Annotated in this window: 10 protein-coding genes; 4 read left to right on the plus strand and 6 right to left on the minus strand. The window is 47.0% G+C overall.

The window, feature by feature from the left end:
- Window positions 1-49 precede the first annotated feature (49 nt).
- Together SFA31_RS06530 and SFA31_RS06535 are read right to left on the minus strand one after the other, a co-directional pair.
- Window positions 50-520 carry a hypothetical protein gene (locus SFA31_RS06530; RefSeq protein WP_322837250.1) on the minus strand — a complete coding sequence of 157 codons (471 nt, stop codon included), beginning with the start codon at window positions 518-520 and terminating at the stop codon, window positions 50-52.
- Window positions 521-525: 5 nt separating this feature from the next.
- The gene (locus SFA31_RS06535) at window positions 526-1431 is read right to left on the minus strand and encodes a transcriptional regulator (protein WP_322837251.1); all 906 of its coding nucleotides are present in this window, start codon (window positions 1429-1431) and stop codon (window positions 526-528) included.
- A gap of 557 nt (window positions 1432-1988) precedes the next feature.
- Here SFA31_RS06535 and SFA31_RS06540 point away from each other — a divergent pair.
- Genes SFA31_RS06540 through SFA31_RS06555 form a run of 4 tightly spaced genes read left to right on the plus strand, consistent with a single transcriptional unit; the run spans window position 1989 to window position 6859 of the window.
- Window positions 1989-2585, plus strand: a complete 597-nt coding sequence (locus SFA31_RS06540; protein WP_322837252.1) for a fimbrial protein — start codon at window positions 1989-1991, stop codon at window positions 2583-2585.
- Between the two features lie 52 nt (window positions 2586-2637).
- The gene (locus SFA31_RS06545) at window positions 2638-3336 is read left to right on the plus strand and encodes a molecular chaperone (protein ID WP_322837253.1); all 699 of its coding nucleotides are present in this window, start codon (window positions 2638-2640) and stop codon (window positions 3334-3336) included.
- A 19-nt stretch (window positions 3337-3355) separates the two neighbouring features.
- The gene (locus SFA31_RS06550) at window positions 3356-5779 is read left to right on the plus strand and encodes a fimbria/pilus outer membrane usher protein (protein WP_322837254.1); all 2424 of its coding nucleotides are present in this window, start codon (window positions 3356-3358) and stop codon (window positions 5777-5779) included.
- 9 nt (window positions 5780-5788) lie between these two features.
- Window positions 5789-6859, plus strand: coding sequence for a fimbrial protein (locus SFA31_RS06555; RefSeq protein ID WP_322837255.1), 1071 nt, complete (start codon window positions 5789-5791; stop codon window positions 6857-6859).
- 112 nt (window positions 6860-6971) lie between these two features.
- On the opposite strand, the gene opgB is transcribed toward SFA31_RS06555, so the two are convergent.
- The 4 genes from opgB to dnaT form a co-directional block, all read right to left on the minus strand.
- Window positions 6972-9263, minus strand: a complete 2292-nt coding sequence (opgB, locus tag SFA31_RS06560) for a phosphatidylglycerol--membrane-oligosaccharide glycerophosphotransferase (RefSeq protein ID WP_322837256.1) — start codon at window positions 9261-9263, stop codon at window positions 6972-6974.
- Window positions 9264-9950: 687 nt separating this feature from the next.
- Entirely contained in the window at window positions 9951-10445 is a 495-nt protein-coding gene (locus SFA31_RS06565) for a DUF2501 domain-containing protein (protein WP_322837257.1), read from the minus strand.
- Between the two features lie 169 nt (window positions 10446-10614).
- Window positions 10615-11355 (minus strand): DNA replication protein DnaC, encoded by a 741-nt coding sequence (dnaC, locus tag SFA31_RS06570; RefSeq protein WP_322837258.1) that lies wholly within the window; start codon window positions 11353-11355, stop codon window positions 10615-10617.
- A 2-nt stretch (window positions 11356-11357) separates the two neighbouring features.
- The gene (dnaT, locus tag SFA31_RS06575) at window positions 11358-11897 is read right to left on the minus strand and encodes a primosomal protein DnaT (RefSeq protein ID WP_322837259.1); all 540 of its coding nucleotides are present in this window, start codon (window positions 11895-11897) and stop codon (window positions 11358-11360) included.
- Window positions 11898-12633 lie beyond the last annotated feature (736 nt).

The following is a 12633-nucleotide window of genomic DNA, read 5'->3' on the forward strand; positions in this document are numbered from 1 at the left end:
CAGTGACCCGGAAAAATGACGAGGTGCGAGCGATATGCCAGATACGAACTTAGACCGATTTTTTGCAAATATAGGTCGGAATGGGATCATAGAAAAATAGATAATTTCCGTTTCCTAGTCGTAATATTTTTAGATAAAGACTGGTATTTTTATTCATGAGAAAGGCCGGCAGGTATTGTGCGAGCTCTTTATCATCAATTTTATCTTCAGGAAAAACAATATTCGTTTCTGATTTTAGAAAATAACTGTTGCCTTCATGGTGATAGTTGAAAATGATTTTCCGGTTAAGCGCCTTTTCTTCACCATTAATATAGTTGACATTGCCCGTTATATTGACCACGCCCTGTTTTTTATCGAAAGTGTAGTTTATTAGCATATTAATACTTGCGTCTTTAGCATGGAGAACATGACTTGCAGTGCATGAAAATTGTTGATGCTGAGATTTATTATAGAGTGAAATAAATAATATCGTAATAGCGATGGAAAAAACGATCGGGACGATCGCCTTAATGACCCTCATGATTTTTATTCCTCTTTAAAATAGTCCGACACACAGTCGTTACTTTGATGTATTTCTTTTGTACAGCGAATTACTGAGACTCTTGGCGTAATATCGTAGTAATCAAGATAAATAAAGGGGTACGTTTTGCATTCATTTTCAAAACGCAGTCCATATGCGATAACGCGTTTTCTTAAGCCGTTCGCCGGGATATTATCATTTGCGTAGATCGAACAGCCTTCTTTTTGATATATCAGCCGGTGATTTGCAAAGTAGTCTACTTTCTTCCATGAAGTTAAACTGTTATACAACAAAATGGCTACTGCTACTGTTAACATTCCCGCCAGAAAAGCAGCGGTTTTTTTACACTTAATAAACCCCATGAGCGGTGAAGCTTTTCCGTTAACTAATACACGCGGAGGAGGTGAGTTTTGATTAATACCTCCAAAAGGGGCTATCCCACTCTCGCTGGTTTGCTCTGGTATTTGTGAGGTATATAACCTCGCGTTTTGCTCTATGGGAGCAGCCTCTACGATAGTTGCATTATCCTGAGCGCCTGATGATATTTCATGACCAGAATCGTGTTGTAATGATTTCTGTTCAATATTGGTGCCGCTTGCCAGCGTCAGGCCCATACGAGGAATGGTGACAATAATATCTTCTTCGAAACCCGTTTTTTTTAATCCTTTACGCAATATCGATATATTTTGATAGTAAGTATTTGGAGTGACCTGTACACCATTTTTTTTCCATACCTCATCCATGAACTCTTGCTGAGCGACTATTTCTCCTTGTTTTTTTATCAACAATAATAAACAACGTCCTGCCGGAGAATTTAATTCAACGACCAATTCTGGATTGTCCAGGACTTTTAATGAACTTGTGGCAGGGTGAAATTCTACTCTGCCATTTATTATGTAGTGGTTATGCATACAGTGCCACATCCTTTTGAAGGAATCCATTTAAAACGATTAGAAAACCGAATGGTAGACCAATATTATGCAGGAAAAGTCCTAAAGTAAATTGATTTGCATAATACTCCACTATCTATTAACAACAATTAAAAGCACTGATGCAAAAATCTTAACCTATGTAAACTTTTTGATTTTAATATGTTTTTTATTGTTACTTCAGATTAGATATGGATAGTTTCGTTTATATTAAGCACGATTTGAAAGAGATTAGATATAACAAAATGTGCGATCTTATCTTTTTTTAAACCATTAAAAATCAAATAGTTATATTTGATTTTGGTTATAAATTGCGGTTTCTTGATCTGGACGCAAAAATAATATAACTGCAGGTTTATTCACTACAGATTTTTCTTAACGTGGAATAATATTCCGTCCTAACGGGAAAGATAAAGTTTTACTCCTGTGTCCATACGCCATTAATTTCAAGCTTTACTAATGGGTTTTAGCCTGGAAGGCGTTAGTTGCTGGCAATATTGAGTCGGCGTTATTAAGTAAGACAAATATAGGAAATGAAGATGAATATGAAAGTCATTTTTCCGGTTATTGCTGCAAGTATGCTGCTGGGTAGCCCCCTAACTTTCGCGGCGGAAAATGTTTCAGGGGGAACTATTCATTTTATGGGTACCGTAACGGATGCAACCTGTACCATTAATGGAAATAACGCTGAGAGTTTCACAGTGGCACTGGACCCTATTAATACTGAGCAGGCAGGTAAAAATGAGGGCTTAATTGATGCTGGTAAAAAAGCCTTTTCGTTAACTTTTTCTAACTGTAGTTCTGCCTCTGCAGAAAAGGATGATAGTGGAAAAATTACGTCATCTCTTAAATTACAATTTTCATCGGCTAATACAATATCTGATGACGGCAAATACTTAATTAACCAACAAATGAATGCGCAAGGTAATCCGCAAAATGTTGGTGTGGCCATTGTTAAGCAAAGTGCAGAAACTCAGCCAATTCTATTAAATCAGCCTTTGGATAGCGGTGTTAATGGCAGTACCTCTACGCCTGAATCACTTAATTTCTATGCAAAGTATTATAAAGTTGGTTCTGATGCGGCAGAACCTGGTCAGGTAAAAACGATGGTCACCTATAGTATTTCTTATTTGTAATTTTTTCCGGGCGGCTTCGCGTCGCCTTTTTATTTTTATAAATGGATTTACTATGAAGAAATTATTATTTTCTTTGGGTGTTATTCTGCCATTTTTTGCCAGTGCAAATGTGGTCATTGGTACTACGCGCGTTGTATACCCTGATAATCAGAAAGAAATTAGTGTTCAGCTACTTAATAATGGTAGCGAGCCTTCATTGGTTCAGGCGTGGATTGATGATGGGGATATAAGGTCAACGCCTGAAACCGCGAATGTGCCTTTTTTATTGCAGCCGCCGGTAGTAAAGGTTCCTGCCCATAGTGGGCAGCAATTACGTATTTCATTTCTTAATCGACATGCGTTGCAGGCCGATCGTGAATCCGTGTTTTATTTGAATGTACTGGATATCCCACCGGTGCCTGAAAATATGCAGGGAAAAAATATTATGCAGTTAGCCGTGCGGTCGAGAATAAAATTATTCTTGCGCCCTTCTCACATTCAGAATCACGCCGATGAGAGTATTCAGCATCTTGTTCTGAAACGGAATAAGGGAACATTGACGTTAACTAACAGTGGCCCATTTTTTATTACGTTAGTCGGTATTTCGGATGGTACGTCTAAAAGTAATATTCTGGGGGAAGGTATTATGGTCGCGCCTTATTCTACGTTGAACGTGGCTGCATCATCTCTGCCCGCTCCAGGAACTTCTTTGGCGGTGACGCAGATTAATGATTTCGGCGCCCGAATCCAAACGCATACTGTGATGCAATAATATGCTCAGAATTGCTTGCATGCCGCCACGCACCTTTTTGTCCTGCGCTATTTCTTCACTGCTATGTCTTTCTTGCTGCGCTAAAGCAGAAACTTTCAATACGCAGTTTTTGGCAGGCAGCGCGGCGCAGAGCGATCTTTCCCGCGTTTATCAGGGGAATTCTCTGCTGCCGGGAGATTATTCACTGGATATTTATGTGAATGAGGAATGGAAGGGGCGCTTTGCCGTAGACGTTCGGGATAGCGAGCGTGATTTGCGCCTGAAGAAAAAGGATTTTTTGCGGTTGGGTATTAAACCGCAGGTGCTTTCTAAATCGCGGGCGGGGAAGATTAACCTGGCGACATTGAACCCTATGATTAGGGCGCACCTTGACGCCGGGCGCCTGGCGCTCAATATGACGGTGCCACAGGCTACGCTGGACAGTAAATGGCGGGATTATGTCGATCCGGCCTTTTGGGATCGCGGTGTGAATGGCGCCATGCTTTCCTGGCAGGCTAACTATTATCGCTCCGCGCTGCGTCACGGGCAGAGTGAGGGTAACGGGTATGCCTCATTCAATAGCGGAATTAATCTTTTTGGCTGGCAGCTGCGCGATAGCTCATCTTATAGCTATTCTCGACGCGGGCAGGCGCACTGGAATAATAATACGCGCTATATCCAGCGGGGGCTGGCCCGGGTGGATGGCCTGCTGCGTGTTGGCGAGAGTTACACGCGTTCCGGGCTGTTTGATTCCATTCGTTTTCGCGGCATGAGCTTAGCCAGTGATATACGTATGCTGCCGGATGCGATGCAGGGGTTTGCCCCTATCGTGCGTGGAATGGCGCAAACTAATGCGCTGGTCACCGTGCGCCAAAATGAGGTCATTATCTGGCAGCAAAATGTGGCTCCGGGCGCTTTTGCCATTGATGATATTTTACCTACCGGCTCAGGGGGCGACTTACAGGTGGAGATCGCAGAGGCGGACGGACGCAGCCAGCGTTTTATCGTTCCTTTCTCTTCGGTGCCGAACATGCTTAAGGCCGGGGTTTGGCAATATGATGTAACCGCCGGCGAAGCGCAGGTGACCGGGTTAGGGCAGCATCCTGGCTTTGCTCAGGGTACGCTGCAATATGGGTTTTCGAACCTTATCACCGGTTATAGTGGGACTATCCTTAGCCCGCATTATCAGTCGATGCTGGCCGGAGCGGGCCTCAATTTGGCGCTGGGCGTGCTATCTCTGGACGTTACGCATGCCAGCACGCGCCAGCGTAATGGGCGGCGTAGCGAAGGAGAGAGCGTTAAGCTCGGTTACAGTAAATATGTTCAGCAGTCTGGTACCAGCTTTTCGCTGGCTGCATATCGCTACTCGACGCAGGGTTATTACACCTTTGAAGAAGCGATACAGCGTTATGATGCGAAAAATATGCCCTGGTCGCCAGAGCGCGGGCACCAGAAAAACAGTTTTAATCTTAATTTTAGCCAACGGTTAGGTGCAGACGCAGGGGCGTTATACGTTACAGGAACGCTGCGCGATTACTGGGGAAGTACCCGCCAGGCGCGCGAATATCAAATGGGCTACTCCAACAGTTTGGGGCGAGTTAACTATTCGCTGGCGCTGAGCAGAACGCGCGATGGATGGGGGGAGCACGAGACGCGCCTGAGCGTCGGGCTTTCTATTCCGCTGTCGGTGGGGAATATGCCTGCATGGCTTACTGCGAACGCGGCGTTTGAGAAACGGCGCTATAGCGATAGCAATATCGGCGTGAGCGGCACTGCGGGTGACAGTAACCGCTGGAGCTATAACGCGAATTTCACTCACCGGCGGCAGGGCCACGCCACGGCCAGCCTGAATACTAGCTACAAGGCTTCCGCCTCTACATTTAGCGGATCGTGGAGCCAGTCATCCGAGTATCAACAGGCCGGAATTGGGCTGAGCGGCAGCCTGGTTGCCTGGCGCGACGGCGTGCTTTTAGCGAATCAGGCCGGCGATACGTTCAATATCGTGGATGCGCCGGGCGCCTCATATGCTGCGATTAATAATGATGGAACGGATAGGACGAATGCCGATGGAAAAGGGCTGGTATCTTCCCTGTCGCCCTACCGCAAAAACGCCATTGTATTAGATACCTCGACCCTTGAAGGCGATATTGCCCTCGATAGCAATCGTAAAGAGGTCGTGCCCTGGGCGGGCGCGATTACGCTGACGCGCTTTACCGTCGACAGGCGACACAGCTTTATTTTCCGCGCCGCGCTGGCAAACGGTCGGCCGCTGCCATTTGGGACTGAAGTCACCGATAGCCGTGCGCGCACGCTGGGCTATGTGGGGCAAGGGAGCCTGGTGTTTGTCCGCAGCAATAGCGCGCCCAGTCGCGTGCTGGTGCATATTGCCGGGAATTCTAACCATGCCTGTGCGATAGACCGCCCGGTTATCACGCTGAAGGCCGGTATCAACCGCTGTTTTTAGGGAGTCAACATGCTGTTATTACGCATAGTGTGTGCAGCGCTATTATTGCTGCAGACGGCGTCGGCTTTAGCCCAGTGCCAGCCCGGGATCATGCAAAATGCGCCGATGCTGTCTATTGATGCCACCGATGCATTAAATTCGTCGGGCGGTGCATCCTATCCGCTTTCTACAAATTATCCCGGTAATTTTTCCTGCTCGCTGCCGGCGTGGTGGGTTATTGGCGGAAAAAATACCGTTACGAATAGTTCGCCGTACAGTAATAATGATTTTTATTTGAAATTCCCCGGCGATGCGTATGTAAAGCTTAGCGTTACCGGAATAGCGCCTGCGCAATTCAATCCCGGGACGGGGAATAACAATGGCAGTTCCATTAATTCTACTTTCCTTGTGAATTTAACGCTGCTGGATAGCGCCCCAGATAAGAATGTAATGACGGTGACGGGGAATATGGCCACCGTGAGTCCCGTCATGATCGAGCAGGACAGCACCGGCCTGACGGTTATTCAGAATATTGCGCGGATGATTTCCGACTTTGCTTACTTTGTTTTTCACTGGTCGTGGCCGGTACATGATTACGATATTTATTATCAGCCTTTGATTATTTATTTCACTAAGCGCGAAACCACCTGCTCTTTTTCGGATGCAAACAAGACCGTGGTATTGAACGATATCGATCGGGCAAGTTTGGCAAATGGCCATGGCGATGGACGAACGGCATTCCGGCTGGGTTTTTCCTGCGCTCATTTACAGAATGGTGCCAGCACACGCGGTGTAACCGCGTGGATAAGCAGTAATAATTTGCGATCGGGAGACGATTCAACGCTCATTTCCCCGCAAAGCGATAGCGCGCATGGCGTTGGCGTTCGGTTGATGAAAGCCGGTGAACACGCGCCGCTGGTTATAGGTTCATCCGCCACCGCGCAGGGCAGCGCGACTTCACTGTTTACGCTGGCAAAACAGCAGAAAACGAAGGCGAATTTTTATGTAGATATGGCGGCCTGGTACTATGTTTACGATGCGTCGGCGCTAAGCGCAGGGGAGGTGAATACCACTGCGGTAGTGAATGTGGCCTATGACTGATTTACCGGGCTATCTTGCCGGGTGTTGAAGAGGGGCGCAGCAATGTTACCCCCCGCTATTCATTGTCTGGCTGAGTGGATGCGCGCTCCCCCTCGTTAAGAGGGGGAGAGGATCAATCCTGAACCGGCGTAACCGTAATTTTTTCAATTCCAATCCCGAGCTTACGCGGCGCATGGCCGAGAATATTTCCCTCATTGGATAACTGCGGTTCGGGCGGGGTAATGGTCAGTAAATGACTGTGGTCAGGGTTTGTGAAACGCAGCGTGGTCGTTTGCATATCGTGGCTCAGCGTTAGGGTTTGCTCGCTATTACCAATACGCACCGGAACCGGCTTGCCGGCATTAGGGCCAAAAGCACGGGCGATAATCGTTAAATCGAATTTTTCAGGTAACGGATCGCGATACTCTATCTTCACCTGAGGATCTAAATTGGCATTTGACCAGCGCCCCCACTGTTCCGGGCGTGAAATACCGTTAAATGATTTTACCGCTTCAGGGGCGCCGGCAATCGGGAAGATAAAGCTGTCGGCTTTGTAGCGAATATCATTTTCGGGCATTTTCAGCATATCGAGGTTGTGCTGGTAGCGCGCGGTATCAATGTTGCTCTCTTTGATAGCGGCTTTGCCTTCCCATGCGGCGCCTTCAATCTGGATGACCTGAGGCTGGCCGCCGGGCTGACCCTGAGCGATACACCAGTTGGTTGAAAGGGCGTACTCTTGTGCCCACAGCCTGCCAATTTTGTAACAGCGGTCTATCCACATAAACTTGTCGTCCGGGGCGAAACCGGCTAATTGGTAGCGTAAAGGCGCTGAATATTCGCTTTCCGGCAACGGTTCTACGCGATCGCTGTGAATGCGCAACAACAGCGGCAGTCGGAACTGGGAGCCGGAAAAGCGTATTGTATTTTTGGCGGTATCAACGCTAAATGCATCGATTTTTTTCGGGAAGTTCCACAGGCTGACGATTTCCGGCTTCCAGCCAATAATTTTATCCTTGAAATTGGTGAACATCTGCGCCAGTGGAACGCCTGACAAACTGCTGCGCCCCAGGCCGAGGAAATTATCGCCGCCCAGGATATCCAGTACGGTGGCGCCGTTATCCAGCGTGCTGCGTTTAACGCTGACAACCTTTTGCTCCGGGCGATCGCCACGAATGACAAAAAACAGATCTTTTCTGTCCTGCTGATTAAGGTACTTCCAGGCGGTGTTATTCATTGCCAGATGGTCTGATGAAACCACGATGATCGTGTTTTTAAACCACGGCGAGGCCTTAATTTTTTCTATCAGTGTGGCGATATGCTGCTGGCTACAGGTTACGGCGCTAAAAGACTGGTTGAGCTTACCGTCAAATTCATAGCGTTTTCTCTGGCAGGTGCGTGATACAAATCCATCCGGGTGGTGGGTGTCCACGGTTAGTGTAAACAGAGAGAATCGTTTTCCCTGTTGGGACAGTTGCTGGTATTGCTTCCATACTTCGTTTAATACGGTATCGTCGTAAAAGCCCCAGTCATTACGGTAGTCCGGGTCGTCAACCCGGCTTTTCAGCTCTTCAGAGCCGTAAAGATTATCGAATCCATGAGATTTCAGAAATACGTCTTTACCGGCAAAGCGCAGGTTAGCGCCCTGAATGAAATAGTTTTCATAGCCGGAGTTTTTTAGGATGTCGCCAAGGCACGTATTTTGCGGGAAGAAGCTGGATACTGAAGAGGCTGAATTCCCTTCGAACGGCGCAAATAGCGGGATACCGCATTGGGACGCGACCATACCGGCAATGGTGTAGTCGGTGCCGGGAAGCTGAATAGTTTGGCTGAAATCAATACTCTGATTTTTTATCGCACCCAGTTCCGGCGTCAGTTTGGGGAAAGCTTTGTCGTTGAAGTAGGTGCGTTCCAGGCTCTCACCGTAAATATAAACCAGGTTGAGTTTAGGATGTGCGATAGATTTGCCGGGTTCTTTGTAATAGGCACCGAAGTCGGGGTCGCCGTCGCGGGTCTGGGATTTAATCAGGTCGGTTATCTGGCGGAACGCAGGGCTGGCATCGACGGATCCCAGCGCCAAAATCAGAGCCAACAGGCTATATCCAACGTGATGAGGGCGATGCCAGCGCCGGCGTAATATCCAGGCCAGCAGTCCAAAAATAGCGGTAAGCGCCAGAATTATCCCCAGCCCGGGTAAAATATATTTACTTACGCCGGCACCGGTAAGGCTATTGGTTAGCGTATATAGCACCGCGTCGTTAATCCCCTCGCCGGTAAAGTAGTTACTCGCGAACAGGGTTAAATTCAGGATGACAAACAGCCCCAGTACAATGAGTATGGCGCCAAACCACCATTTATTACGCCCGGCTTTTAGGGTGTAAATCGCGATTGAGGCGAGAAAGAGTCCGGATGAAAGCAGCTCTGGCAACGGCTGGCCCTCTTAATGTAGTCGAGTGTATTGCGACGGTTAACGCGCGCGTAGGCGCAACAATTTAGCGGTGTTCATGTGTACCTGCAATTCTACTGTTAAAACAATGCGAGTGTTATTCAGATTTGGTTTAGAAATCTCTGTAAGTGGTAGGTAAAGTAGGCGATAAAAGAAGGTTTTTTAGACGGGGAGACTGTTAAAACGCCATTTGGGATGATTTTATCCGTAACAATCAGATGGGTTATTTCTGTTTGAGTTTATACTTGCCCTGCCTGATACCCACAAAGAATAGTCCGTTTAATTACCCCGTTATTTTAAATTTATTTTTTCTACGCTTTATTTTTATTGAGAAAATCAATTCAATGCGTTTACCGCAATTCCCCTGCATTTTTCTCTGTCTGGTGCCCAGGTATTTTAAAAAATTGGCTGCAGTGATTTATAGTGATGCTTGAAATAGCCTTATAAAATAAACGATTAGAAGACGTCATACCTCCAGATGGGTATTTGGATTTGGGGCGAAGAATTATGTCATTAGCCTGGGAGCACAGGTTAGAAAGATTGTAGGGCTTCGATACGGAATAATGGGGAGAGTCAGCTTCACTGGTTTAAATATGCTGTCATTGGGCGTCAATATTTCCCTTACGGGAAGATATACCGCCCGTTTCTGTGACGGGCGGAAAATAATAATCAACCGGAGATAAATTTAGCGCCTTGTTTTAGCACTAAATCGCAGGCCTTAGTTTTTACTTTTTCGGCCAGTGGCGACTGGCCAAGGGCGCCGAGATTTAGCTGTTCACCTTTACCTGTATTGAGTAAGCCGGACAGGCCCTGCTGGAACTCGGCAGGCTGTTTTTGTTGCTGAGCATTACTGAGCCCGAGTTTGTCAAATAGCTTCTCTTTAATGCCCGCCGTGCCGCTGGAGGAAACCAGTTTTTGCTGCGTACAGTACTGCAGTATGCCGGCTGCGTTATTCATATTGTTTGCGTTCAGCGCCTGGTTGCCGCCGTTGAGAAGATGCGTCAACGAGGAAAGGGAGAGCCCCGAACCGCTTTGCGCGCTGTTCTGGCTCAGCTGGTTGGCCGCGCTGGAGAGATTATCCTGCCAGCTGGCGGCATTTGCGGTGCTCCATAATGCGGTGGTAATGAGAAGACTTGCCCCCAGGGCGGCCTTAGTTTTTTTCATCACGGTTACTCTCTTAGGTTTATTACTGAGAGGAAAATTATAGCGCTGCAGTACAGATAAAAAATGACCTTATGCGGCGCGAATCGGTATTTCAGCGTGAGCAGGTTGGGTTTGAGAACATTCCTGGCTGAAATGTGATGCGGTGGGCAAGGCGCATGGGCGCCTCGAATTAAAACTCTTTACCGGTGACGCGACTACGATAACTATCCCAGTTAAAGTTAACCCACAGGCTATTGCCGAGCCGCATGCGATCCATGACGCGTTCGCCTAACAGGGCGTTCATTTCCGTGATGTTCAGGTTGGATAGCATCCCTGTAGGGCGCCTGGAAGACGATCTTCTATCAACTATTTGATTAATAATAACTTTCTCATATCGAGATTCGGTTTGCATACCGATTTCATCTATTACCAGCAGATCTACGTTACTGAGATCGTTAATCAGGCGCTCTTCGGTCGTTGCCCCTCCGCTGCCAAAAGTGCCGCGCATGGCTGACATGATATCGGCGACGGTGATAATAAGGACCGATTTTCCGTGCACAAGCAGTGCATTGCAAATCGCGGCGGCCAGATGGTTTTTCCCGGTACCTGGCTTACCTGAAAAGATAAAGCTGGCGATATTTCCATCGAAATCATTAGCGTACTGACGCGCTCGCTCTAGCGCTTTCATTTGCCCTTCGCACTCAACTTTATAGTTATCAAAAGAGCAATTCATATGCAGTTCGCGGATGCCGGAGCGATTGAAAGTGCGCTGCATTTTCATCGCCTGATTTTCCCGGGCGATGGCCGCAGAGCGCAGCCGCCCCTGTTCATGCTGCCACTGGAGAAGTTCTTCACCGCTGGTAAATGCCGGTTTTACGCGGGCTGGCATGATTTTCTTTAGCCGCAGCATTAATTCAGTGACATTTTTCATGCTTAGCCTCGAAATCCTTCAGGAATGGCGTCGCCCGGTTGCGAGAGAGAATTGATATCGCGGCGGGGTGCGCCGCCGTTGGCCGCACGAGCAATTTGTACGTGGCGCGCCAGCTTTTGCTGCCACTGCACGTGGTGAAATACTTTTCCTTCCGCCTGCCAGTAGGCAATAAATGCGGCGAGCTCTTCTGGCGTGACGTCTTCTTTTAAAAAGATGCCCCAAAGCGCCGACATGCGTAGAAAATCAGTATCTGGCAGCCATCCCGGATACATAGCAAATTTGCCCATCGGCGTCTCGACCGGGGCCGAGTCAGCGTCATTATATAATTCAGGGGCAAGGGTAATGTCTGACGGTTGACATTGAATCCGGGCCTCAAGTGCCAGCAGTGCCGCAAGCCGCTGTGGCGTGAGGGCGTAAAAGGCCGGAGCATTATTATCCAATACGGCGACTGCGCCTTGTTCGCTGGCGGTGAGCGCCGCACCGGGATCGCGGTAAAAAGACGCTATACCGACAACGCTGGTGGTTAGAATTTTGGCAGACATAACGCTATCTCAGAAGGCCGTTAGAAAGATACCCCAACACGGGGTGAAACCTTTCTCCATAATAACACATCTGCATTTGGGTGGCAGCGCAGGCTGCGGAGGAAGTTTTTGGCTTTATTTCGCGCTCCGAAAAGCATTAATGTTTTAAGGAAGCTTTTAAAGCAGAAAAAATACCATTTAAAAGTAAATAAGGCGTTATCATCAGCTGAGCCTTTTCGTAGAACCATTAAAAATACATAACTAACAACTCTATTTTTTATGTGAAGAAAGTGCTGCTAGTGCTTAATTTATCTCTGTTAAACTGATGCGAATCATGAAAATAGCGTAAATTTACGCAAATGTGGCCTAACGGTTGATAGCAAACAACAAACCATATTAGTGGACTCGTTATTTATTATTAAGAAAAAGCTTAGCATATTTATTTCCCTTTATGAAATGAAGTGTTGCCATTAAAATCATTTAAAAATAATGAGTTACGTTGTTTTTGCTAGATAGGTTAAAAATATAAACTTCATGAATTTTTAAGGCTTATAAACATATATTAAAGCAATGCTTCTAGGAAAAGGTCATAAATATAGCGATATATTCTTAAAATTTTTCATGACATTGACAGCTCTATAGGTAAGCATTACTTTACCTATTAATCATTATGGCAATACCTGTATTGTTAGAAAAGCTTCAGGTGGCAACGCCTGTCTGGAGATAACGCTTGTCCGTTATTTCCTATTAATACAGG

Origin of the sequence: Erwinia sp. HR93 (assembly GCF_034555055.1) — a bacterium.
Taxonomy (GTDB): Bacteria; Pseudomonadota; Gammaproteobacteria; order Enterobacterales; family Enterobacteriaceae; genus Apirhabdus; species Apirhabdus apintestini.

Excerpts from the sequence above, each read along its gene's own strand:
- SFA31_RS06530 (WP_322837250.1), bottom strand. The coding sequence starts at position 520 with ATGAGGGTCATTAAGGCGATCGTCCCGATCGTTTTTTCCATCGCTATT.
- SFA31_RS06550 (WP_322837254.1), top strand. The coding sequence starts at position 3,356 with ATGCCGCCACGCACCTTTTTGTCCTGCGCTATTTCTTCACTGCTATGT.
- dnaC (WP_322837258.1), bottom strand. The coding sequence starts at position 11,355 with ATGAAAAATGTCACTGAATTAATGCTGCGGCTAAAGAAAATCATGCCA.
- dnaT (WP_322837259.1), bottom strand. The coding sequence starts at position 11,897 with ATGTCTGCCAAAATTCTAACCACCAGCGTTGTCGGTATAGCGTCTTTT.
- SFA31_RS06565 (WP_322837257.1), bottom strand. The coding sequence starts at position 10,445 with ATGAAAAAAACTAAGGCCGCCCTGGGGGCAAGTCTTCTCATTACCACC.
- SFA31_RS06540 (WP_322837252.1), top strand. The coding sequence starts at position 1,989 with ATGAATATGAAAGTCATTTTTCCGGTTATTGCTGCAAGTATGCTGCTG.
- SFA31_RS06545 (WP_322837253.1), top strand. The coding sequence starts at position 2,638 with ATGAAGAAATTATTATTTTCTTTGGGTGTTATTCTGCCATTTTTTGCC.
- SFA31_RS06555 (WP_322837255.1), top strand. The coding sequence starts at position 5,789 with ATGCTGTTATTACGCATAGTGTGTGCAGCGCTATTATTGCTGCAGACG.
- SFA31_RS06535 (WP_322837251.1), bottom strand. The coding sequence starts at position 1,431 with ATGCATAACCACTACATAATAAATGGCAGAGTAGAATTTCACCCTGCC.